This window comes from Nonomuraea sp. NPDC026600, from assembly GCF_040638335.1.
GTDB lineage: Bacteria > Actinomycetota > Actinomycetes > Streptosporangiales > Streptosporangiaceae > Nonomuraea.
In genome coordinates this window covers 78,984-102,618 of sequence record NZ_JBEZYD010000013.1, presented here as the reverse complement: position 1 = coordinate 102,618, position 23,635 = coordinate 78,984, and the positions used below count along the sequence as shown (strand labels likewise).

The window sequence follows — 23,635 nt, the reverse complement described above, 5'->3', positions numbered from 1 at the left end:
ACGGTGCGCCCGGCCCCCTCACCAGCGGCGATCTATCAGCAGGGTAGCCGCCCGGCGCGGCTGCGCCGGGTACGGCTCGGCGTCAGGTCTGCCCGGCCTCGACGGCATGGCAGTGCACGGTCACGCCTGAGGCCGGCACGGGCACCTGTAGCACGCTGATACCCAGGATGACGACGGCCGGCGCACGCCTGACGTTGAACGTGACCGAGCTCGCCGAGATCGCCGACACGCGGCACTCGGTGATGTCGGCGATAGCGGTTTGCACGGCGTGTGTGACGACGGGAACCGCGGCGAATGCGGGAGTGAAGGTGAATGTCACGTTTCCCGAGGCGTTGGTGATGCCGGCCTCGGAGAACACGCGCCGGCCTGGTCCGCCGGCGGGGCCGGTCGCACCGGTCGCACCGGTCGCACCGGTCGCGCCGGCTGGTCCTTGAGGGCCCGGAATCGCTGTTGTCGTCGTCGCTCCCATCACGCCACCTCATTTCCATATGCCGGCCTCATGGGCACGGCGCCGAGTAGAAGTCGAGCCGGAACCGGATAGGCGCGACGATGTTCGTCGCGGTGCGATGGATGCCCAGCGCGCCGCCGCCCTCCATACGGATGGTTCCCGCGCTCGCGTTGCCGGCCGGCCCCGAGACGTAGGTGAGAACGGCGCGGATGCCGCCGGCGAGCGCCTGGGATATGCGCTGCTCGCCGACGTTCATCATCGTCAGGTTCGTCGCCCAGGTGATAGTGCCCGTGAGCGTTGAGGAGAACGTCAGGATGACTCCGCCGGAGTTGCCGGCGGCCGACCCGTACTCGAGCGCGACACTCGATAGAGGCGCTGTCCAGTCGAGCGACGGCGCGCCGACGGTCGGGTCGTAGCAGACGCCGGTGACAGCCCAGCCGGTCGCCACGTCCGGTGTCGGGACCACGTTGCAGATGAATTCGTTCGGGGCGTCGTTGAAAGCGGCGCCGGCCATGTGCAGGTCAGGCAGTTCGAGCACGGTGCCGCACGCACAGTTTTCGATGTCGTCGGCCGGCACCGTGGCGCCGCTGACAATGTCGTGCCATTCGGGGCCGGCCCCACAGTCGACCAGGTAGGCGCGATGGAACGCCGACCCGGTGACCACGCGGTAACAGCGCGCCGTCTCGCTGATCGGGCAGCAACAGCCGGCCGCGCCGGCGCCGGCGAGGATGACGCCGGCGAACGCCGCGGTGACGACCGGAACCGTTGCGCCGGCCGAGGTCGCTTGCCCGATCCAGAGTTGAAAGTCGTGCGCGCCGGCCACCACGGGCAGTGTGAACGTAGCCGGCCCCGAGATGGGCGTTACGGGCCCCTGGTCGACACCGTCGTACACGACGCGCGCCGGCACGTTGGGCGGGTTGGCGAAGGTGTCGCCCGACACGGTCACGGCGTACGTGCCGGCCACTCCGGGCGGGATGGTGAACAACTGCCGGAACCGCTGGGTGCCGGTCGCGCCGATCACCTGGGTTGTGCTCGCCGCGGCCGGCGCCGCCAGATAGGAGGCGCCGGCGTTGCGTGATTCCTGCCAGAACGCGTTACCGGCCGGAAACGGATGGAAGAACGGTGCGATGCTGCTCAACGCTGGGTCCAAGCGACCAGCACGGTTGACGCCGCGGCGGCCGTGATGCTCTGGGGGCCCTGCAAAGGTCCTTCCTCATCGTTGTTCCAGTTGATCGAGACGCCGGCCGCGAGCGGGCCGACGGCCGTACCGGACTGGTCGACCAGGTTGTATGTGCCGGTCAAGCCGGTGACCGTGAGCCCGGTGAGCGTCCCGACCACGTCGGTTCCCGGGGTCCATACCTGGGCCGCGGTCAACAGGCGCGCCTGGGCATTGATCGTGGGCGCGCAGTTGACGACGTCGACGTCGGCGAACGTCAATCCTGTGATGACGTCGGCGCGGGTGAGCGTGCCGTCGTCGTTGCGGATGATGACGCCGGGGTGTCCGTTGGCGAGGCACACCTCGGCGACCGTGATCGGACAGCACGTCGAGTTGTCGGCGACGGCCTGGCCGATGTCCTGGGCCGAGACACACGGGCACGTCGAGCCGCTCGAGCTCGCCCCGGTGCACTCGCCGACCTGCCCTGTCACGACGTACGGGGCGCCGTCGACGGTCGTGTCGACCGTGGCCAGCGTCTCGCCGGTCTCGCAATCAGTGACCACCGTCCGGAAGAACTGCGTTTCGCAACCCTCTTGGCCGTAGGCGTAGGCGGCCGTGAAATTCGATGCCTGCCACGCCTTGCTGTCGGGCGGGGGACAGCCGGCCGTCTGCCACGTTTCCAGGTCCAGCCACACGGCGATGTTGCCGGCGCTCAGGTCCGCGGCCGACACGTTGGCGTTGATCGTCAACGTGTAGAGCACACCGACAGGGGTGTTGATCGGGGGCGAGCTGCCGGCCGCGAGCGTCGACCCGTCAGAGATCTTGAACAGCCGGAATCGGCCGACTCCCGAACAGCCGGCGCCGGGGCCGATGTTCTGCACCTGGACCGAGAACGCCAGGGTTGCCGTGCCGTCGGTGCAGCTCGGCGGGGTGGCCTGCACGGTGGCCGAGGCGTAGCGGTGTAGCTGGGAGATGCCCGGGAGCACCGGGTCGACGTCGGGGCCGAAGTTGACCTGACCGCCGGTCCACAGCGCGCCGCCGCCCCCCGGCCTCTGCTGGAACACGGCGTTGGAGGTGTTGGCTATGAACTGGGTTCCGAGGTTGGTTACGGTCGGGATGCCGTCGGGGTCGCCCGTGGGTAGGTCGCACACGAGCAACGTGGATGCATTCGTGCAGTCCACACACGGGCACGCTGAGCCTGCACCGCATGGGACGATCACCCAGTCTTGGGGCAGCGCGTCGGTTTGCTCGCCGGCGTTGGTGAAGTAAGAGACCGTACCGTCGTCGCAGACGATCTGCGTCCATGACTGCTGGTCGCCGAGGTTGTAGCTAGCGATCAAGTGCATCTTCACGCCGGCCGCACCCGACCCGAACACAGTCTCGGTGACGTGGACAAATACCTCATTCAGTCCGGCCTGAGCGCCCGGAATCACCTGGGCGGGGAAGCTGAACGGCGGGTCGACGTGCGAGGCGTTGACCGGCTGCCAAGCTCCGTTGTTGAGGCGGAACTCGACCCCTAGCTGATCGGCGTTGAGCACCGTCGCGGCGATCTTGATCGACGCGGGATCGGCGTTCGCGGGCAGAGTGAACTGAGCTCGCGCGTACCACTGGGCGTTCCCGGGGCCGATGGTCGGACCCTCGCCGGGAAGCCCCGACGTGTTCGGGCTGCTGTCGGGGTGAGGGGCAACCCAGTTCGCGACACCCTGAGTGGTGCCGGGGTCAACGGTGATCCACCCCGGGAAAACACCCACGTCGTACATGTTGAACCACGGCCCGAGAACCGGGTCGTTGGACCACTGCCACACCGGGTCAATGTTCGGGACCGCGACCGTTGACGTCAGGTTGGCCGCGTTGGAGATGAACTCCTGAACGCCCTGAGGCTGAACACAGATCTGTGTGGCGAAACACTGCGGCTCGGCGTCGGCCTGGGTGCCGCACTCGCCGACTGGGCCGATCGGGATGTAGGGGGTGGTGCCGTCCGCCTGGGTGTCGGTGACGGTGGTGATGGCCCCGTCGCAGTCGCGGCAGATGGTACGCAAAAATGTTGTCGTTGCCGGTGTGACGGCGATGGAGCCGAACCGCCAGTTGGAGAACTGGCCGCAGATGGCGATCCGCTGCCCGAGGAAATCGAGCGTGAATTGGGTGACGTTGCGAAGGACGAACCGGGCCGATTTGGCAACGGTCGGGCCGGTGACCTTGGTGCAGTCTCCGCTGTTGGAGCTGTCAACCGTGACGATCCCTGTAGCGACGTCATAGCTGTAGTCAGCGGCCGACGAGATCAGCTCGGACCCGAGGGGAACCTGAACCTGATTGATAAGTCCAGAACCCGTTGCGGGGCTGTAAGCGATGACGACGCTGAACTCGACATCGACCGGCCGGTCGAAGAACCACGTGTCGGGGGCAACCGTCGAGTTCGGGAAGGCTGCCATGCCCCACCACGAACCATCGGCGTTGTTGTGCTGCGGATTGAAATTCGCGGCTGAGCCGCGTGCACCTGACCACGTGACGCCGTTACTGAGCGTGCCCCCGGTGGAAATGCCGGTGATGAGAACGGGCACGTCGGCGCCGAAATCGCACAGGGTCAACGTCTGGCACGACGTACAGTCGGCCGCGCACACTCCGACCGGTCCGACCGCAACGTAGGGGGTGCCGGCGAGATCCTCGTCGGCGACGAGGACCGACCCGAGCGCGGTCAGCGTGTAGAGCCGCCGGAACGGGGTGGGTGGGTCGGTGCCGGCGTCACACAGGATTTCTTCGGTGAGTTGATTGTCAGGCGGGCACACGACCACGGTGACGGTGCCCGGCCACGGCACGCCGGTCGCGGCGTTGAGGTAGGCGACCGTGTCGTCGGTGCAGTCCTGCACGGCGACCGCCGGCAGGATGGCGCCCGGGAAACTGCTCGAGGTGACGCATACGGGGCCGAGGACCAGCGGAGCGCAATCGTCGGGGCACGGGCCGATCGAACCGACAGCGGTGTAGGGGTCGCCGTTCATGTCGGTGTAGCTCGGCACGTGAACGCCATCATTGATCAGGTGGAACTGTTTGAGCGGCACCGAGGTTTCCGCGGTCGCCGCGGCGCCCGGAATCGTGAACCTGATCTGTGTCTGAATGATGCCGCCGCCGCCGTTGGCGTCGGGAACGTTGATGTTGAACGTCGACGCCGGCCCGACGGTAACGTCAGCGGTGCCGACGGGCAACGTCGGGTTGACGACGAACGCCGCTATCGTGCCGTCTCCCGTGACGGCGATCGGCGGGTCGGGGCTGAACCCCATCTGATCGCCGTTGGTGGTTCCGAAGTTCGTCGCGACGATGTGAATGTCGGTCGCGGCGGCCGGTAGCACGTAGTTGATCGCCTGATTGGCGCTACCGAACTGGATGCCGGTACCGACCAGCGGCGACGGCAGCGTCGGGAACACCGAGACAGGCAGACCCGAACCGCCGAAGTTCGCCCAGGTGTAGGAGGTGCCGCCGCCGGACTCGACCGCGGTCGAGAAATCGTCGGTGAACGTCTGGTCAGGCGTGGCCGGCGTGCCCGGGATGATGTCGCACACGAACCCCGTGAAAATGGGGCTCGCGCACGGGCCGGCGACCCATGTGTCGGGCGTGACCGGCACCCCGTCGGCCCCCAGGAACGAGACGGTGACAGACCCGTCAGGGGCGCGCACCTCGCGCCGCAAACCGGACGTCACCACGCCGGCCACGACCATGCACACCGCGACATCCTCGAATGTCGCCGGCGTGTTGACCACGGTGACCGGGGCCGGCGTTCCGTCCGCGGTGCCCCCGATGATGTTGACGTCAATCGGGCACGGCGCCGAGATTGCGAGCGTGCGAACCGGGGTCACCGGACACCCCAGGCCGGCGACGGTGATCTCGAGGTTCTCCCAGCTCGACCCGTAGATGCCGTTGGGGTCGCGCGTCTCGGCGCCCACGTACACGCGCAAGTTGGCGAGCTGGGCGACCGGCACCACGGCGTCGACGCACATCGTGTTCGAGGTGCCGACCTGGGAAGGCTGGGACGACCGTTGCACCTTGTCGAGCACGGTGTTAGTAGCCGTGTTGACGAGCCAGAGGAACGCCTCGGGGTTTCCGTTGCCGGTTACCTGGGTGTCCTCGGTGAACGTCACGTCGACGCACGCCTCGACCCGCACGCTGGTCACACAGGCGGGGATCGGGTCCGTCACGATCGGGAAGGCGCGCCACTGCTGGGCGCCGGCCGCGGCCGCGGTGGCGTCGCGGAACTCATGCTCGCTGCGGAACGCCCCGCCGCTGCCGCCGTAGAGGGACATGCGCAGCGTGGCCGGCGCCGGCGGTAGGCCGGCCGCGGTCACGTTGAACCGGTCAAAGTACACGGTCGGTTCGGTGTCGCCGGCCCACAGGATCGAGGCCGACACGTACGTCTGGCCGCCCTCGCTGATGATCGAGGTGATCAACTTGCCAGGGTTGGCGCGGCCGGTGTCCGCGCTGATGTTGTGCGGGGCCACCGACACCGACGCGAACGACCCGAACCCCGTACCAGGGGGGACGGCCGACCCGCCGGCCCGCGACAGACAGATCGAGTTGCCGCCGCACACGCCGCCGTATTCGTCCATGACGACGGCGACATATCCGCCCTGCCAGTTGGCGAGGCCGAGGTTTCCGCCGCCACCGACCGCGGTGGACTGGGGGGGAATAGACCCGTCTGTGAAAACAAACGCCATTCCGTCACCATTGGGCGTAATGGTGCCGTCGTGTGAGGCGAACGTGACCTGGGCCGTCATGCCGTCCGCGGTCGAGAACGGGTTCGGGACCTGCCAAATCCCGTTGGTGAAACTGTTGATGTCGGAGGTCTGCAACCAGCCTTGGCCGGCGGGGTCGACGTTGCTGCCGGTCCATCCGGGCGAGGCGGTCAGGCCGGCGTATGGGGCGGTGCCCTGGGTGACCGGTCCAGGCTGGTCGAACGTGGCGTTGCGGAACGACTCGTTGACGGTGAACGGCGACGGTTCGCTCGGCCGGTCCCACACGCCGCCGCATAGCGGGTCGGCTGTCGGGTCGTCGTTGACCACGCTGTCGGTGGCGACGCCCTCGGCGCCGATGAGGACCGTGTTCGGCGTCTCGCCGGGGCCGCAATCGCCGTTGAGATTCACATCCGACAGAGGCGTGCACAGCCGGTAGGGATCGCACGACCCGACCGTACCGGTAGGGACGAACGGGCTACCGTCGAGCAGCGTGTCGGCCGACTCGACCGCGCCCGTCTCGTCGCCGGTGTAGGAGCGGATGAACTGCACCGAGCTGCCGTCGGGCTGCACGTCGCACAAGATCACCGGTTCGGGGCAACATCCCTCGCGGCACGGCTGCACGGTGCCCACGGGCACGTACAGGGTGCCGTCGATCACGTTGACCAGGCGGGTACCCGTACGGGCCCCGGTCTCGTCGTACACGGCCTCGACGAGCGCGGTCCCGACGACCTCACCCGCGGCGTTGACGTCGCAGACGAGGGTGCCCTCAACGTCGACGCCGGGCTCGCCGCCGCCCGAGTCGGCGGCGCACGGAAGCGGCTGAAATGGCGTACTCATCGGCGGCCCTTCCCGCGCTTGGCGACCTGCTCGGGCAGCTCGGGATCGGGAACGGCCTCGGGGTCGACCGGCTGCTCGCCGTCACGCCGGAACCCGGGCCTGCCTACGGCGGCGGCGTACACCTGCGTGCCGGGCAGCGGGCCGCCGTCATTGACGCTCTCGGCGAGGGCGACGTCGGCGGCGTCAGCCACCCGGCGCGGCACCCTGTAGCCGGTCGACGTCGACAGCACGACGCCCGGCGGCAGGCCCTGCTCGTCGGCCGCCTGCAGCAGGGCGCGGGCGACTCGGCCGCGCTCGCGGGCGGGCACGAGCAGCTCGACGATCTCGCACGGCCCGCCCTGCTCGTCGGGCGGGCTGGTGGTCTCCTCGGACATGGGTTCCCCCCGGTTCAGCAGTTGATGTTGACAAGCACGGCGGCGTGCAGGCAGTCCCACCCGACGACGTATTCGCGTTCCGCGAGCATGGCGACCTCGTTGGTCGTCCGGTTGAACGCCCCGGCCAGGTTGGGCGGGTTGAGGAACACGTCGCCCCGGCGGATCGCTACCGGTCCGGTCGCGTACAGCCACGCCGTGCCGTCGGGCGCGGGCAGCCCGTCGGGTCCGATGTTGGGGGCGACGCCGTAGGCGGCGACCGGTGTGCCGAGCCATGTCCGTAGCGGTCCCGAGTCGGGCTCGCGAAGCTGGTGGTACCTGGCCATGACCGGGATGGCGCCTGCGGGTGCGTGGATGACGCCCGTGCCGCCGTAGTTGGCGCGCAGGTAGGACTCAAGGGCGGCGATGCCGCCGGTCATGTTCAGCGCGTCGGCGGCCGCGACGGGCAGGCCGCCGTCGTTGAGCACCACGGCGGCGGGGTCGGCGAGGAACGGCGTGTTGCCGAGTTCGCCGGTCCACACGGTTTGCTCGACGGCGCGCTGTTCACCGAGGCGCAGGGCCTCGCGGGCGCGGCGCTCGATCTCGGCGGGGTCGGGGCGGCCGGGCAGGCGGCACAGGTAGTTGGCGTGGATCACGAACGGGGTTGCGGAGACGAGCGGCACGCCGTCGTCGAGTTCCTTCTGAACGCCGGGGTTGTCGCACTGGTCGCCGACGCCGTGCGCCGGGATGCACGCGAGCGGTTCCCATTCGACGCCGCAGCGCCAATGCGGATCGGTCTCGGCGGGCATCTGCGCCACGGAGAAAAGCCCGTACCGGTAGGGCTCGACGGTCGGCGGCTGCACGTACAGGGGTGCGCAGTTTGGCACGTTGGGGCCCCTCTCAGCGGGCGGGCTGGTAGCCGTACGGCCCGCGCCGGGAGTAGTCGGCGCGGGCCGTACGGGCCGGTCAGATGCTCGGGCAGACCACCGGGACCTGATCGGCCGAGTATCCGGTCGCACAGATCGGGATCGTCAGCAGCCGGGAGTCGGGGCAGCGCTGGATGACGCACAGCCCTTCCTCGGTGAAGATCGCGTTATAGCGGTTGATCCGGAACAGGGTGCTGTCGTACACGGCGTCGAGGGTGATGATGTCCTGCGTCGCCCTCACCCACGTGCCCGCGGCGTACAGCAGGATCTGCACAGACGCCGGCCACGTGGTCGGCGGCACGGCGGCGCCGATCGTGCCGGCAGGGGTGGAGAACCCGTCCTGCCAGTTGTAGACGAACTGAACCGACACCCCGCGGGCGGCGAACCACGACACGATCTCTGCGTCGCTGACCATGTACGGGTTGTCGACCGCGTTGCGCTTGGCGTAGTCCGAGCGCAGCACGCCGAGCAGCCAGTACGGGGCGACGACCTCAAGGGTCGCGTTCGGGTCCATGCGGTGCCGGTACCTGTAGTCGGTCGCCTGCAGGTCGATCGAGCCGAGCACGTCGACAGCCGCCGAGAACTGCGCGGGCGGCAGGGCGACGGCCGTCGACCCGGCGACGATCCGGGCGATCGTGGTGCCGCTGTAGCGGTGCGCGTGCGCGGTCAAGCTGCCCCTGATGAACCGGGCGATCAGCTCGGGCCAAGCGCGAGCGGTCAGGATGCCCGCGGAAAGGCACAGGCCGATCGCGTCGAGCCTGCACTCTAGAAAATCTTCGCAGGGAATCTCAAAGCAGGGCTTTTCGACCGCCGCGTCCGCTTGGGCTTCGGTCTGGATGAAATATCCGGCGTGCGAGAACAGCTCGGCGAAGTCGGGGCCCTGCGTCCACCTGATGCCGCCGCGCGAGGCGGTGACCTCCGGAATGCTGAGCAGCCCGGCCGTGGTCTCGCGCTCGCAGGCGATGTCGTACCAGGTCTCGGACGGCGCACACCAGCCGCCGGCCGCCGACAGCTTGTGCTGCTTGCGGGCCTCGATCAGGCTGCCGCCCGGCAGCCTGCGCTCGTTGGCGGCGAAGTCGAGCACGCCGTCGTCGTCGGCACCGTCGGCGACGAGCTGCGGGTCGACGCGCTTACGCACGAGGGCGACCGAGTGCTGAACCCTGCCCTCGTGCCCGCTCTCGGGCCGGGGCATGACCGCGAACCGCGAGATTGCGGCCTGCGCGACCTGGTTCATCTCCAGTTCGGCCCCGCTGTTGAAGCCGGGGACGTTGGCGGCCGCGACGAGCATCGCCCGGTCGTCGCCGTTCGGCGGGGCCGGGGCGGGCGCCCGGTTGCGCAGCGCGCCGAGGTTGACCCGCGGCCGCCGGGCAGGCACTGCGGGAACCGGCGGCGGGTTCGGGGTCGCCGAGGCGGCGACGGTGTCGAGCACCGGTTCGGCGCCCTGCGCGGCATCGCCGTCGCCTGCCCCGGCGTCGGCGTGGCCGTCGATCGCGGCGTCGGCCCCGCCGTCGTCCTGGTCGACGTCGTCGGCACCAGCGGCGTCAGCCACGGGCGGCGCGATACGGGACTCGATGGCGTCGGCCCGCGCCGCCTGGTCGGCGACCACCTGATCGCGCCGGGTGGTCTCGCCGCGCAGCGCCTCGACGCCGTCGGCCAGGGCCTCAAGGGCCGTCATGTCCTCGGCCGACAGGCCCTCGGACTGACGGGCTCGGATGTCCTGGAACGCGGCCAGGGCGGCCGATTCCAGCTCGCCGAGGTTGATGTCGGGATTGTTGAGCGCGGCCGCCAGGGCATCGCCGTCGCCGGCCGCAATGAGATCGAGCAGCTCCTGCAGGGTCATCCCCGGGGCACCTCTCGTACGGAGTGTGCGCCCGGCCCCCTCACCAGCGGCGATCCCTGTCAGGGTAGAGCACGCTTGCCGCGGTTCCGGTGCACCGCCTGCTTGATCAGTGCGGCGAGCCTGTCGGCGTCGGCGGGCGGCTGCACGACGTCGTCGTCGACCGGCTCGACGTACCCGGCGAGTGCGTCGCGCAGGTAGGCGAGGTTCCCCTCGCCGACGTGGCGGATGTCGAGCAGGTCCTCGTCGGTCATGACCTCGATCTGCGCGCGGGTGGTGATGCCCGCCTCGACGAGGATGATCAGCAGGCGCTGCCGCCATGCGATGGTCTTGCCGACGGCGAGCAGGTCGCGCAGCTCGGCGTGCGGCGTGCAGGTCCAACAGGTGCCGTTGCGGCAGCGGCGGGTGCGCAGGTGCCGGGGCGGCGGCTTGGGGCCCTCTGGCCAGGGGGTAGCCACAACAGCCGGGATTCCCATCGTGGCAGGACATGACACCGCCCCCGGCCGTGTAGTGGACGGCCGGGGGCGGCTGCTTTGCGGGGGCGCGGTCAGGCTCGGCCGCCGGGTTCGGCCGCCCGGGCGTCGCCGACCTCGGCATGCTGCGGCCCGGCGTCGTGCCCGCAGCAGCCGCCGGGGCACTTGCAGACGGCCGCCGCCGTGGCGGCGCTGCGGCCGATCATCATCGGGTGCGACGCCTCGTACGCGCTGCGTGGCCTGCCTCGGCCGGGCGGGGTGAGCACGGCCGACCGGATCGCCCCGGCGGCCGCGACCCACGCGCAGCGCTGCGGCTCGGGCAGCTCGGCCCATGTCGGCATGGTGTTGCCGGCGAAGTTAGTCCAGTCGGCGAAGTTGCCGTACGCCTGGTACCCGACCTCGGCCAGGTTGAGCGGACTCGGCTCAATCATGGTCATCCCCCTATGCCTTGACCCGCACGGCCCGTACCGGGGCGGCGATCTGGTTGGTCGTGCGGTAGCCGTCGGCCTCGCCCTTGGTGGCGAAATCCTTCGCTTCCCCGTTGGCGGCCTGCACGCGGTACTTGAGTACCGTCCCGCCTCCCTTGTTGCAGCCGCAGTTGCTCATCAGCAGGTGATCCTCTCGTCGAGCCGCGCCAGGCGCGCGGCGTGGTCCTCGTGGTCGACGCCAGGCTCGGCGACGTCGGCCGGCAGTTCGGGCGCCCCCGCGGCTGCGGCCGCCGTCAGGGCGAGGTTCGCCCGGTCGACGACAGCGGCCGCCGCCAGGCGCGACGGATGGCCAGGCACCGGTACGGACAGGACCGCGCGCAGCGACCACTGCCCGAACTCGTTCTGCCGCATGTGGTAGCTCGGCTGACAGGCGGCGAACACCACCCGATCCCAATCGCTCATCCATGGGGCGGCCGCGCCAGAGAACCACATGCCGCCCTCGTTCATGCCGACCGTGATCACCCCGGCGACCGTGCGCGTGTCGTCGAACTGGCACATCTCGGTCTCGCACTCGGCGCCGTCGCGGTGGTGGCCCACGTTCATCGTGAACGCGCCCACACGGACGGTAGAGCCGTCGTCGAGGTTCATGCGGGCGCGCAGGAACGTCGTGGTGTCGATGGGGCCGAGGGCCTCGATCGTGAGCATCTGGCCGGGGTACGCCTCGTGCGGCACGCCGCGCTGCGCGACCCACCCGTACACCCGGCCGTCGGCGTAGTGGACGCCGCCCGAGTTCGGCGGCAGCTCGTCGGGGGTCGGCTCGGCGAACCACGCCGCAGGCATGGCGGGCATCGCCTGCAGCTCGTTCCAGGCCGAGGCGGTCAGCGCGTCCATGGCGGCCATGTCGCCGGCCTGCTCGGCGGTCAGGGGTATGTCGACGACCTGCTCGCCGAACGCCACACGCAGCCGATCGAACACGATCGGGCCCGTCCGGTCGGCGAGCGCGGCGACCTGGCCGAGGTCGTCGTCATAGGTCAGGGTGACGTGCGCAACCCACGGCATGTGCTGCGCCGGGTAGGCGTACACGTCGGCGACGTCGTACGCGATGGCCCGCTGCAGCGCGGCCAGGTACTCGCCGCCGACGCCGAGCACGATCGCCGTGTCGTCGCTGCCGGGGTTGAACGCGCTGATCGCAAAGGCGTTGCCCTCGATCGGCAGGGTGACGCCCTCGTCGCGCAGGGTGCCCACCACGGCGGCAGCCCGCGCGATGATCTCCTGACGCTCGTAGGGGGCGATGTCGGCGATGTCCTCGCCGCTGCCGAGGAACAGCAGGGTCAGGTGCAGATCCTCGGGCAGCTCCCCGTTGGGCACGGCCAGGCGCTCGATGTCGGCGGGCGACGGCACGAGCGCGATCATGCCGCCCGTGTACGGCCCGCCCGAGGCAGCGGTCAAGGTCACAGGATTTTCCCTCTCTGGTGGGCGGGCGGCCGCGCTGATACCGGCGTCGGCCGGCGGGCTGTCGAGCAGGGTGCGCTCGTCGATGTCGAGGTCCTCGACGTCCTCGTACAAGGTCGTGCACCTGCAATTGATGACCTCGTTTCCGGGGCCGAGCGGGTCGCCGGGGAACCGCAGGCTCGCGTCGCCGACCTCGAACTCGTCGGCGATCCGGACGAGTTGCCCGTTCGCGGCGAGGTGCGTCGGGCGCACCCTCGTGTCGAGGGTGGCAAGCCATCTCTTGGCCATGTCGAGGCCGAGCACGTCGGACCTGAACACTGCGCCCTCGTGCGCGCCGCCGTTGTAGGCGCCGATCGTCTCCGTGCGCGCGATCCTGCGTGCCTTCCACTGCCAACGCCGCTCGGACTCGTGCAGCTCCTCGTACAGCTCGCGCCGGGTGGCGCGCAGCACCGAGACCTGCTCGCCGGTCAGCGTCTGGTCGCCGGTCGCCGGGTCGAGCTTGCGCTCGATCGCGCGAATCTGCGCCCGTAGCCGCTTGGTCCGGTCGTGGTCCGCGGTGCCCGGCGCGTCGGCCGCGGTGTCGAAATCGAGGATGCTCTCGATGCGGCTGCGGATCTGGTCGAGGGTCTCGCCCTCGCTGATCGCCTCGGCCAACTCGGGGCGGATCTCCTCGAACGCCGACGCCGGGAACAGCACGAGACGGCTCGCGACCTCGTCGATATACGCCTCGACGTACGGCTGCGCGGCGTCGACCGCGACCCGCGCCACGGCGAGGAAGCGCTCGCTGAACAGCTCGGCGATCTCGGGCAGAACGAGCTGTTCCATGGCCAGGACCCATACGGGCTCGGCCGCTGGCCACTGCTCGGGCTCGGGCGGCGGCGCCGCGGCTGACAGGCCGCCGTCGCCCTCGCCGAGCACGAGCTCGCGTACGCGCTGCAGCCACGCCTCGACGGCGAGCAGCACGGCCGCCTCGACGTTCTGCTCGGCACGCACGAGCTCGGCATCATGGCGCAGCCGGGCAGGAAGCCACGGGTCAACCGCCACCGCGCGCCCCTTCCTCGACGGCGAGCAGCATGCGGTGCGCCCACACCCGCCACGCCTCGACCTCGTGCGCCACACTGCGGCCGGGGCCGCCGCAGTGCGAGCACCACCCATGGATGACGTGAGCGGCGACGCTGTGCCCGAGCGGCACGCCCTCGCGCAGGCCGTCGCCGGGGGTCACGAGGTACGGCCGATCTCGTCGGCGCCGGGCTCGATCGGCAGTTCGCGCAGCAGTCGCGCGTTCTCGACCTGCTGCCGCATGCGCCATCTCAGCAGCTCGCTATACGGGCCGCTGTCGGGGCACTCACTGCAAAACCCGAACTCGGTGTGCGCCGTCTCGTCATGGGGGAGTACCGGCCCGCAAAACCAGTGGAGCACGCGGCGCAGCAGGCCCGTCATGGGCATAGGCCGATCTCGTCACACAGGGTCTTGGCGAGGAACCGGGGCTCGTGCTTGACGCCGTGGCGCAGCAGATCGCGCACGTACCGATCGCACGCGGTGATGACCTCGGGGCGGCCGGGCACGACGCCCTCAAGCGCGGTCCAGGCGTCGTACATGAGCAGCTCGAACCGCTGCTCGGTGATGGGTATGTGCATGTGCAGCTCGTCGACCGGCACGTCGGCGTACTGCCCGCGCTGCGTGCGGGTGAGCAGGCGTTTGCCCGCGTAGGCCATGGCCCGGCGTACGGCGACCTCGGCGGCCGCGACGATCGCCACGGCGGGCGGCTCGTCGGCGGCGGCGGCCGCTGTGCGTGAGCCGTCGCCGTCGCGGGCGTCGTCCTGCGTGGCCGGCGTTCCCGGCGCGGCCGCGCCGTCGGCCTGGTCGACCTGGTCGTCGCCCGGATCGCGCGGCGCAGGGATCGCGGGCACGGGCTGCTCGGCCAGGCCCTCGGGGATGCCCGAGCTGTTGACGCCGAGGGCCTGCAGCAGCAGCGCCGGGTCGGTCACCTTCTCAAGGAACCGGTACAGGATCATGCGGCGCAGCTCGTCGTCGGTCGGCTTGTCGTCCTCGCCGAACCCTGTCTCTCTGCGCAGGGTGTCGCCGCCGATCTCTAGCCGGTCGTACAGCTCCTTGGCGGCCTCGGACTTGTCCGGCTTGAGTTCGAGGGGGCTCGTGTCCATCCAGACCAGGTACTCGTCGGCGTCCTCGACGCCGAGTTCGGCGAGTGAGGGCCGGTACCAGCCGACGGTGAAGGCCAGGCACAGGATGCCAAGCAGGGGGGCAACGTGCATTTGTACGCCATCTTCCGATATAGCCCATGCGCTCCAATGGTTCGAATCGGACAAACCCTTGATTACCTCGGGCGGCATGTCCGCGCTGCGGGCGAACCGGTCGAGGGCTTCCTCGCGCAGCTCTTTCGAGCGGTCGTCGAGTTCCGACCAGAACTGAATCAGTTGGGCCTGCCCGATGTGCTCGCCGGGCGCGGTGATGACCAGGGGGACCACGGCCGAGGCGCTTGCCCGGTCCGAGATCGGCGTCACCATGTAGTCGATCAGCGTGTTTATGAAATCGTCCTCGCCGTCTCGGGCGTCGCCTGACTGCGCCGACTGCCCCGCGGGGAACTGGAACTCTTGCGGCAGGATCAGCAGCCCGGCCCCGGCGAGGCGGCTGTCGATCTCGGCGCTGACGCGCTGCGTCAGGCCGTGCAGCTCGCGCAGCACCGGCAGCGCCGACCGCACGCTGCTCTCGGCCTCGACGTACCTGCGGGGGTGGGGAAGCCAGCACCGGAAAATGTGGTCCTGCGCGCCGACAGGGATCGCGCCGTCGCCGGGATTGACCTGCCACCCGGCGCCCGACCACGAGGTTTCCTCGGTGCTGTAGGCCCGCCATTCCTCCTCGCCGACCTCGTCGTCAGCGCCCCCCGGCAGGGTGCGGCCCACGATGTAGGTGTCGCCCGCGACGACGAGCTGCTGCGTGGCCCGGCGCAGCAGTTGCGCCTGCCCGGCGAGGCCGCCGGCCCAGTCGGCGAGCAGCTCGGCGGCCGGGCCGTCGGTGATGATCTCGGGCTCGTCGCTGCCGGTCACCCGGCGGGCGGGTACTAGGCGGCAGCGGGAGATCGCCGAGGCGAGCCAGTTAACGGCGAACCGCAGCTCGCCGACGAGGTCGTACATCGACCACGCTTCCACTTGCCAAGGCAGTTGCGTTGCTGTCGATGCTTGCTTGGGTCCGCGGTTGATGCGGCGCCCCTGCAGGACCTGCACGGCGGCCGTCAGGGAGCGGACTTGGCCGTTCCTCGTGCGGGTGGCGTGCTCTACCTGGTAGCCGGTGCGCCCGGCTTTGACCTGGTAGCCGGTCGGCCCGTCTTGGATGTGCTCTTGCGGCACCTGCGCCCCTCTCAGTGGTCGTCGTCGAGGTTGATCGAGACCAGGCCCACGAGATAGCTGATCGTCGCGGCCGCCGCCATCATCACGAACGCGGGGTGATCCCCGGCGTAGTAGGCGATCGCCACGGCGGGCGCGGCGACGTAGGGCGAGGCGCACCACGGGCAGCCGACCAGGTACGCGGCCTTGCTTGCCTCGCCGTACCGGTGCCCGATCGCGTCGCGCAGGCCCTGTGCGAGCACGTCGCTATTGAGGAACCGCACGATCCGCAGCGTGAGGCCGAGGGCGAGCAGGAACGCGGATATGGTCACGCTTCAAAACGATATACATACAGGCCGTAACGGTCGGTCAGGCCGACGGCGAGCCCGGCTCGCGGCGGGTGATGGAGGCCGGGGCGTGATCGCGGCAGTACCACCCGTTGATGAACCGGCGGGTCGGCCGGCGGCCGCAGTGCTCCCACGGGCCGCCCGGCACGACGCGTGAGCAGGGCACGAGGTAGTGCGGCCCCCACGGCTGCCCGTCCGGCGCGGTCGCCGGCTCGGGCGGGTGGCCTGGCCGTTCGGGCAGCAGGCTCACGGCAGCAGCGTGCCGAGGGCGAGCGCGTCGCCGCTACCGAGCAGGGCCTCGGGCCCCATGACGGCGAGGAAGACGAGCAGCAGGAACTGCACGAGCAGCGCCGTCACTACCTGCAGGGCCTGCCAGGTTAGGAAGACGAGGACCGCGATCGCGGCGAGGGTCAGAAGGACGTACGAGGCACGGCGGACGAACGGAGACACAGGGGTTCCAAGGGTGTTTGCGCAGGTAGGCGGTACGGCCAGCGTACACAGCAGGAAGCCCTGCACGGTCGTCCGTGCAGGGCTTACAGGGCGTGGCGTTCCGGATCGTTCCGGAAGGACCCGGCGGCGTTCTGGATCGTTCCGGAACGGTCCGGATTAACCCCCCGCGCGCTCGCGGCCGAGGCGCTGCGCCTGAGCGGCCTCGCGCTGCGCGGTGTGCAGCAGCTCGGCCGCCCGCGACAACAGCTCGGCGGCCGTCAGCGACGCCGACGCCGAGCGGGCCCACGCCACGTGCGCGGGCGTCGAGTCGGGCTCGAACTCGACCTGACCGCCCGCGCCGAGCGTGACGCCCTCGGCCATCTCGCCGGCGATCTCGCTGCAGCGGTCGCCGAGGCTCGCGAGGTACTCGACGGTCTCGGCCGTCCGAGCGTGGATCTCGGCGACGTCGCCGCCGAACGGCGCAACCTCGAACTCTTCGGTCTCGGTCAGCGACGAGGCGGCGCGGGCGGCGTCGCGCAGGGTCTGCAGCAGGGCCCACGGGTCGACCGGCATCGGCGGCACGAGCAGTTCCTGCTCGTACGAGGCGATCAAGGCCGCGTCGTTCGGCAGCGGCGTGTGCCGGGCCTTGATCTCGGCCAGGACCATAGCGGTCGTGGCCTGGTTGCCCGTGTACAGGCCGGGCCGGTCGCTGATGACCCACAGGTCGGGGCGGGCCGAGATGCGCCGCGCGGTGGTGGTGGCCTTGTTGCTGGCCATGTGGTCGGTTCCCGAGATAGCCATGATCGTTTCCTTTGGTCAGCCGAACAGGAGGTGCAGCAGGTCGCAGACGGTCGCGTTCATGGCTGTCGAGGCGGCGGCCCACAGCAGGATGGCGGCGATGGCAGCCAGGGCGACCGCGCGGGGGCTCATGTTCTCTCCTCTGTCTCAGTGGGCTTGCATGATGAACACTACACTCGTAGGGCTCATCACGCAACACCGTGACCATATAAGCCAGACCGCTACTGCCCGTGCTTGAACCTGATCAGCTCGTTCCGGGCCGACGCGCACTCGGCCATGGCCTCGCCGAACGCGGTGCTCGCGCGGGTGGCGTGCTGCTCGGCGATGTGCCGCTGCGGCTCGTCGGCGTCCTGCGCGCGGTGCCGCTGGTTGATTGCGATGGTTCCCGTGCTCATGTGCAGGTCGTGCGCGGCGCGGACCAGGTGGTGCATCACCTCGCCGTGCTGCGCGACGTCCTCGGCGGCGTCGAGCTGCCCGGCGAGCCGCTCGGCGAGCAGGCGCAACTGCGCGGCCGTGGTGAGCGGCGACTCGGGGTCGCCCTTGGCGTCCTGACGGGCGACGAGCAGGTCGGCGACCTTGTTCACGTCGGTGTCGTACACCTTGCGGCGCTGCTGCAGCCGCTCGCCCGTCACCAGGTCGAAAAGGCTCACGTCGTTGTGGTACGCGCGGTGGGCCTCGACGACCTCGATCCGGTAACGGGCGTGCGCGATCACGTCGGGGGCGGAAGCGTTGAACATGGGTCCTCCTGTGTCAGGTGCTGGCCGGTCAGGGGGGTGAGGGGGTGGCAGGGGCCCGCGCGGGCCCCTGCGGGTGGTTCAGCGGGTCGCGAGGACCTCGGCGAGGAACCACGAGCGGACGGTCAGCGAGCGCAGCGGGTACGGCTCGCGGTCGGGCCCGCCGGCCGTCCACGGGATGACCGTGGCGAGCTGCCCGCCCTCGACGACGTCGTCGGTGGCGTACAGGCACTCGACGATCACCTGCGTATTGCCGATCACGAGCCGGTACAGGGCGCCGACGACGGCGCTCGCCTCGCTGTCGTACTCGCCTGGTCCGGTCGCGTCGGTGACGCGCAGCAGCAGGTCGCCGATGTGGTCGTCGTAGCCGCAGCCGGTCGGGGACGGGCACACCTTGGGGTGGCGCAGCAGGGCCCGCACGAGCAGGTCGCGCTGCTCGTCGGTGATGCCCAGCAGGCCGCCGCCCTCAAGGCGGTCAAGGCGGTCGTGCAGCACGGCGAGTTCGTCGCTCGTGCGCTGACTGGGGGAGGTGCGGTATTCATGTACCGCCCACAGGGCGGCCTCGCGCTGGTACTTGGTGAAGGTGGTCAGCATCTGGCGTGGTCCTTCCGGGCGCTGTACGGACCGTAGTGGGCCGGTAGCGGTGTGTCAGGGCGTCTCGGGTCGGTGAAGGGTTCTGCGGGCCGTTGCGGGCCTCGTGGACGGTTGAGCGTTCAGACGTCGGCGGGGCCGTGAGTGCCGATCGGCCACGGGCCCGAGAGCTTGCCGCTCGCGGTCCTGTAGAGGCCCATGCGAACGGTGGCGATGAGGTTGTGCGTCATGGTGGGGCCGCCCTTGGCGAGGCCGCCGCCCTTGGGCACCTCGACGCCCTCGCCGTTGTGCACCTTGCAGGGGCAGCGGATGATCTCGACCTCGATCGTGGGGGCCTTGGCCATGGGGTTCCTTTCCTCGCCTGCTCTCTGCTTGCATGATGAACACTACGCCTGTGTGGTTCATCATGCAACCGTGTCACTCATAAGGCAGCGGGGTTTCACTTTTGCAAGATCAAGTGAGGGACGTACGCCGATGCCGGGCTGACCCGCGCTTGACCCGGCGGCCGCCCCTCACCTCGCGCCGGGCAGCCGCCGCTTGTGGATCGGCGAACGGCCCGACGGCCCGCGCCCGCCCGGCGAGGACACGACCATGTCGGTACCCGGCGGCCGCAGCAGCGCGAGCGCCAGGTGCACCGAGGCGTCGATACGGCCGGGCGACAGACTGCCCGTCGGTTTCCACGTGAGCCACTGCGCCTCAAGCTCGGGCATGCGCCGGGTCAGCCACACCCGCCCGGCGATGAGCTGCGCGGCGACCGGCTCGGCCCGCAGCAGCTTGCCCCGCCGGGCGTTGACCTCGACGATCCGGGGCGGCAGCCGGTCGAGGTACGGGTTCGGCTCGCCGGGGTGCTGCTCGGTCCACTCGCGGCCGAGGGACTCCCAACCGGTGCGGATCGTCAGCCGGGCCATGTCCTTGCCGTAGTTGCCCTCAAACACGATCCGATCGGCGTCCAGCTCGCACGCCAACTCGCAGGCGGCCCGGCCCCACGCCTCGGCCTGCATCACGCCCGAGCGGTCCTCGGCCCAATAGCAGTGCCCGTCGGTGCCGAGGTAGCCGCCGACGACGCCCGCCTCGTCGCGGCCGCCGCCCGAGGGGTCGACGGCGACGGCGACGATCTGCCGCTCGGTGCTCGGCCGGGGGTTGTACTGCCGGTCGAGGTCTTCCTCGGACAGCAGCGCGCCGACCTGGTCGAGCGGGTCGCACATGTACAGCGCCGGCCAATCGCGCGCCGTGCTCGTGCTGCGCTTCTCGTTCCAGTGCGCGCGGGCGCCCTCGACGTCGTCCTCGGCGACCTTGGGGTGCGGCAGCGGGTCGCCGATCGCGCGACCGAGCGGGTCGCCGGCCCCGGCGAACGCGGGCAGCTCGATCACCAGCCATCGGCCGCCGTCGCCGCGGCGTCCTTCTTTGGCGATCAGCCGCCCGGCGAGGTCGTCGATGTGCCAACGGGTCATGATCAGGATCACGGGGGCGCCGGGCGACAACCGGGAGTTGAACGTCGAGCTGTACCAGTCCCACACGTTCTCGCGGATCTCGTCGCTGTCAGCCTCGGCGCGGTCCTTGTGGGGGTCGTCGATGATGCCGAGGTCGCCGGGCATGCCCGTAAGCGATCCGCCGACGCCTGCGGCTCGCAGGCCGCCGCCGCACGTCAGCGACCAGTCGTTGACTGCGGCCGACTCGGGGTCGAGTTCGAGGCCGTACGGCAGGCCGTGATCGCGCACGAGCGCGCGGATTCGACGGCCTCGCTTCTTGGCCAGGGCATCGGCGTACGACCCTACGATGATCTTGGAACGGGGCTTGTGGGTCAGCCACCAGAACGGAGCCCATTCGCCGGCAAGGACCGACTTGCCGACCTGCGGCGGGGTCGAGATGAACACGCGGTCGACCTCGCCGGCCAGGACCCGCGCGAACGCCTGGTCGATCAGGCGCAGGTGCGCCCGGCTGACGAACTCGCGGTCGAGCTGCCCGGCCAGGACACCGGGGCTCGGGACGTCGCCGAGGCCGATGCCCATGCGGGCGCACGCCACGGCGAGCCGGTCGGCGTACAAGGCCTTGTGGTCGGGGGTGAGTTCGCGCCACGCCTCGGTGTCGAGGCCGTTGGGCGGCGTGGTCATCGGCCCTGCGCTGCCTGCAGGCGCATGCGCTCGGTCAGGGCTGCGATCCGCTCGTCGAGTTCGGTCGTCAGGACCGTCTTGATCGTCTTGGCAGTGTCGAGGCCGAGCAGGCGCGCCCGGCGATCCATCACACGCAGGATCGTTCGAGCTGCTGTCGTGTCGCCGGTCATGGCGTCGGGCCACAGAGCGGCCTGCAGCCGGTCGAGGCGGATCAGTTCCAGCTCACGAGTCTCGGTCGCGGTCGACTCGCCGTCGGCCGAGTCGAGGCCGATCAGGCGCCGCTCGGTGGGGTCGGTCACCGCGGCGGCCGCGCCGGGCAGGCTCTGGCCATGGGTGCTGCTGTACAGGCCACGTCTTTCACGCAGGACGATCGACGCCCATCGAGCCGTCTCCGCGGGTGTCAGATCGGCACCGCTGGTCGCCTGCACCGCGGCGGCGACGCGGGCGAGCATGCCGTCGAGCAACCGGGCGTCCTGGTCGGCTGCTGTCCGCCGAGCCTCGATCATGCGGGCGGCGTACTGCGCGTCAAGGTGCGCATCCCACGCCGCAGCGCGGACCGTCCATCGGCCCTCGGCTGCGACGTTGCGTACATGACCAGGGTTCAGTGTCAGGTTTTCAGCGACTCGTGTCAGGTTCCGGGTCCGGCCGAGGTCGCGATAGACCGCGAATTGGGCGTATCGGCGTGGCGTTTCCTGACGTTGCCGTGCCCACGGGTCAAGGTCGGGGGCCAGTACAAGCGGATCGGCTGTCATGGCGCCTGCGCAGAAAGAAAGTCGTGCTGCTCTCCCGTTTCCGCCAGGACAGGTAGGACACCTGCCGCAATCTGCCAGCGGCGGCAGATGACATCTACATAGGCAGGGCTGATCTCTGTGCCATAGGCGATGCGCTGCTCGTTGTGGGCGGCGACGAGCGTGGTGCCAGAGCCCATGAACGGGTCGAAAACGTTGTCGCCTTCATCGCTGTAGGCGCGGATGAACCAGGAAGGCAGCGCGACGGGAAATTCGGCCGGGTGCGTTCCGTCGCCGCCAGCCGCGATACGCAGCACATTGCTTGGGCGCGCGATCCCAACGCTCTTGTCGCCCTGCTGCTTGGAGTATCCGTGCGGGCGAAGGACCATGTTCTTGTCTGGGTCATACAGTCGGACACCGTCGCTCTCATGGCCGTTCACGAGGGCGTCGAACTTGATCACCTTGGCCGTAGAGAAGTGGAAAACCGGCTCCCATGCATCTTTGAAGCGGTTCGGAAATGCGCCAGGGAATCCATTGCTCGTGTCCACCCAGCAGAGCTCGTCGACGAAGCGCCAGCCCCAACGTCGGACGTGCGCGATCGTCAGGTCCTTGACGTACAGATTCCGCTGCCCGTTATCACAGTGCTCTTTGATGTTGACGAACCAGGAGCCGTCCGCGGCGAGGTGCGCTTGTACTCCTTCTTGTACCTGCTCGAACCAGTCGCTGTATTCGGCGGGCGGGATCGGCTTGAATCCGGAGGTTTCGTCGTAGGTGCGTTGGGATGCATACGGCGGCGACGTGAAAGCGACATTGATGGTGGCGCCATCGAGCAGTCGCGCCAGATGCTCAGGGTTGCGGCAGTCGCCGCAGAGGATGCGATGGGGGCCGAGCAGCCAAAGATCGCCGGGTGCTGTAACTGGGTCTGCTGGGGGCTCTGGGATTTCGTCGATCTCGTCGAGGTCTGTTCCCGTGTCTCCGAGGGCCGCGGGCTGCTGCGCCAAGGAAGGCAAGCCGCTGAGGAGTTCGGCGAGCACGTCGTCGTTCCAACCGGTACCGGCTAGTCCTGCGCTGCTTGCGTCGAGTTCGCGCAGGACTGCGGCGAGCGCCTGGTCGTCGTTCTCGGCCTGGTCATTCGCGCGGTTGTCGACGGCCAAGATTCGTAGCGCTGCCTCGTCGTCGAGGTCGAGCAGGTCGGCGGCGATGAGATGCCAGCCGAGTTCTTGCGCGGCTTGCCAGGTGTGGTTTCCGGCGCAGATGTGGCCGGTCGAGGCTTGCACGATGATCGGCCGGTATTGGCCGTTGATGCGCAGGGAATCGGTGATGAGGGGGATGTTGCCGCGGCGGTAGTTGCGGGGGTGGCGGGTGACGCTGTCGATTGGTACTGCGCGACCGATGATCTCGGGGCGGATGCCGTGATCGCTTGCTATCGGGCTGGTCATGCGCTCTCTCGATCGTGTCGGCTTGTGACAAGGGCTGGCCGGTTCTGTGATCACGATGGTAGAGCGGTCCGCGTGGAAAGCGGGTTATGCGCGGGCCGTAAAGCGCGGGGCTGGAAACGCGACGCGCCCCACCAGCTCGGGGGTAACCCGTCGCCGGGTCGCTGGTGGGGCGCTGCGTGAGCGGGGCCGGGTGCGCTTCCACCCCTCCGAGGAAGGCGCCGGGTTTCCCCGCTCAGTTGTGCCACTTCTGCGCGGAAGGCGGCCAGTACCTGCGCGCACTGGCCTGGTGAGCAGAATGTGACACGTTCGTAGGCAGCCGGGGGGCCGGTTGCCGGGAGACTTGGGGGTGACGAGGGGGCGTGCGCCGCTGCAGGCGGTCCGGGAGGACTGACGCCCCCTCGTCACCCAAGAGCCGGTGCCCGCTCGGGGCGGGCTTCTGACCATTTCCCCCCGGCCGCTGTCAAACGGGCGTTGTGAAATGGGTCAGACCGG

General features: G+C 69.8%; 23 protein-coding genes. All 23 read right to left on the bottom strand.

Features of this window, described 5'->3' with window-relative positions; all coding sequences use genetic code 11:
* Positions 1-82 precede the first annotated feature (82 nt).
* Positions 83-358, bottom strand: a complete 276-nt coding sequence (locus AB0F17_RS28730; RefSeq protein WP_358028808.1) for a hypothetical protein — start codon at positions 356-358, stop codon at positions 83-85.
* A 139-nt stretch (positions 359-497) separates the two neighbouring features.
* On the bottom strand, positions 498-1,586 hold the full coding sequence (locus tag AB0F17_RS28725; RefSeq protein WP_358028805.1) for a hypothetical protein: 1,089 nt from the start codon (positions 1,584-1,586) through the stop codon (positions 498-500).
* On the bottom strand, positions 1,583-7,159 hold the full coding sequence (locus tag AB0F17_RS28720) for a hypothetical protein (RefSeq protein WP_358028802.1): 5,577 nt from the start codon (positions 7,157-7,159) through the stop codon (positions 1,583-1,585). The genes AB0F17_RS28725 and AB0F17_RS28720 overlap by 4 nt, the downstream gene beginning before the upstream one ends.
* Entirely contained in the window at positions 7,156-7,533 is a 378-nt protein-coding gene (locus AB0F17_RS28715; protein ID WP_358028799.1) for a hypothetical protein, read from the bottom strand. The genes AB0F17_RS28720 and AB0F17_RS28715 overlap by 4 nt, the downstream gene beginning before the upstream one ends.
* A 14-nt stretch (positions 7,534-7,547) precedes the next feature.
* Entirely contained in the window at positions 7,548-8,396 is an 849-nt protein-coding gene (locus tag AB0F17_RS28710; RefSeq protein WP_358028796.1) for a hypothetical protein, read from the bottom strand.
* Between the two features lie 79 nt (positions 8,397-8,475).
* Positions 8,476-10,275 (bottom strand): major capsid protein, encoded by a 1,800-nt coding sequence (locus AB0F17_RS28705; RefSeq protein WP_358028793.1) that lies wholly within the window; start codon positions 10,273-10,275, stop codon positions 8,476-8,478.
* Between the two features lie 59 nt (positions 10,276-10,334).
* Entirely contained in the window at positions 10,335-10,730 is a 396-nt protein-coding gene (locus tag AB0F17_RS28700; protein WP_358028790.1) for a hypothetical protein, read from the bottom strand.
* 89 nt (positions 10,731-10,819) lie between these two features.
* Positions 10,820-11,176 (bottom strand): hypothetical protein, encoded by a 357-nt coding sequence (locus AB0F17_RS28695; protein WP_358028788.1) that lies wholly within the window; start codon positions 11,174-11,176, stop codon positions 10,820-10,822.
* Between the two features lie 10 nt (positions 11,177-11,186).
* Positions 11,187-11,351, bottom strand: coding sequence for a hypothetical protein (locus AB0F17_RS28690; RefSeq protein ID WP_358028786.1), 165 nt, complete (start codon positions 11,349-11,351; stop codon positions 11,187-11,189).
* Positions 11,351-13,669: a phage minor head protein gene (locus AB0F17_RS28685; protein ID WP_358028783.1), complete on the bottom strand. Its 2,319-nt coding sequence runs from the start codon at positions 13,667-13,669 to the stop codon at positions 11,351-11,353. Before AB0F17_RS28685 ends, AB0F17_RS28690 begins: the two co-directional genes overlap by 1 nt.
* Positions 13,659-13,847, bottom strand: a complete 189-nt coding sequence (locus tag AB0F17_RS28680) for a hypothetical protein (RefSeq protein ID WP_358028781.1) — start codon at positions 13,845-13,847, stop codon at positions 13,659-13,661. The genes AB0F17_RS28685 and AB0F17_RS28680 overlap by 11 nt, the downstream gene beginning before the upstream one ends.
* Entirely contained in the window at positions 13,844-14,071 is a 228-nt protein-coding gene (locus AB0F17_RS28675; RefSeq protein ID WP_358028779.1) for a hypothetical protein, read from the bottom strand. The genes AB0F17_RS28680 and AB0F17_RS28675 overlap by 4 nt, the downstream gene beginning before the upstream one ends.
* Positions 14,062-15,990, bottom strand: coding sequence for a hypothetical protein (locus AB0F17_RS28670; protein ID WP_358028777.1), 1,929 nt, complete (start codon positions 15,988-15,990; stop codon positions 14,062-14,064). The genes AB0F17_RS28675 and AB0F17_RS28670 overlap by 10 nt, the downstream gene beginning before the upstream one ends.
* Before the next feature lie 11 nt (positions 15,991-16,001).
* Positions 16,002-16,298, bottom strand: coding sequence for a hypothetical protein (locus tag AB0F17_RS28665; RefSeq protein ID WP_358028775.1), 297 nt, complete (start codon positions 16,296-16,298; stop codon positions 16,002-16,004).
* Between the two features lie 37 nt (positions 16,299-16,335).
* Complete coding sequence (locus AB0F17_RS28660) at positions 16,336-16,563, bottom strand: hypothetical protein (protein WP_358028772.1); 228 nt, start codon at positions 16,561-16,563, stop codon at positions 16,336-16,338.
* Positions 16,560-16,763 (bottom strand): hypothetical protein, encoded by a 204-nt coding sequence (locus tag AB0F17_RS28655; RefSeq protein WP_358028770.1) that lies wholly within the window; start codon positions 16,761-16,763, stop codon positions 16,560-16,562. The genes AB0F17_RS28660 and AB0F17_RS28655 overlap by 4 nt, the downstream gene beginning before the upstream one ends.
* Before the next feature lie 156 nt (positions 16,764-16,919).
* On the bottom strand, positions 16,920-17,543 hold the full coding sequence (locus AB0F17_RS28650) for a hypothetical protein (protein WP_358028767.1): 624 nt from the start codon (positions 17,541-17,543) through the stop codon (positions 16,920-16,922).
* Positions 17,544-17,761: 218 nt separating this feature from the next.
* Entirely contained in the window at positions 17,762-18,277 is a 516-nt protein-coding gene (locus tag AB0F17_RS28645) for a hypothetical protein (RefSeq protein ID WP_358028764.1), read from the bottom strand.
* 78 nt (positions 18,278-18,355) lie between these two features.
* Positions 18,356-18,868, bottom strand: a complete 513-nt coding sequence (locus tag AB0F17_RS28640) for a hypothetical protein (protein WP_358028762.1) — start codon at positions 18,866-18,868, stop codon at positions 18,356-18,358.
* Positions 18,869-18,987: 119 nt separating this feature from the next.
* Positions 18,988-19,209, bottom strand: coding sequence for a hypothetical protein (locus AB0F17_RS28635; RefSeq protein WP_358028759.1), 222 nt, complete (start codon positions 19,207-19,209; stop codon positions 18,988-18,990).
* Between the two features lie 168 nt (positions 19,210-19,377).
* Positions 19,378-20,976: a terminase family protein gene (locus AB0F17_RS28630; protein WP_358028756.1), complete on the bottom strand. Its 1,599-nt coding sequence runs from the start codon at positions 20,974-20,976 to the stop codon at positions 19,378-19,380.
* Positions 20,973-21,482 (bottom strand): hypothetical protein, encoded by a 510-nt coding sequence (locus AB0F17_RS28625; RefSeq protein ID WP_358028753.1) that lies wholly within the window; start codon positions 21,480-21,482, stop codon positions 20,973-20,975. Before AB0F17_RS28625 ends, AB0F17_RS28630 begins: the two co-directional genes overlap by 4 nt.
* 242 nt (positions 21,483-21,724) lie before the next feature.
* A complete protein-coding gene (locus AB0F17_RS28620; protein WP_358028751.1) occupies positions 21,725-23,143 on the bottom strand; it encodes a DNA modification methylase in 1,419 nt (472 codons plus the stop codon).
* Positions 23,144-23,635 lie beyond the last annotated feature (492 nt).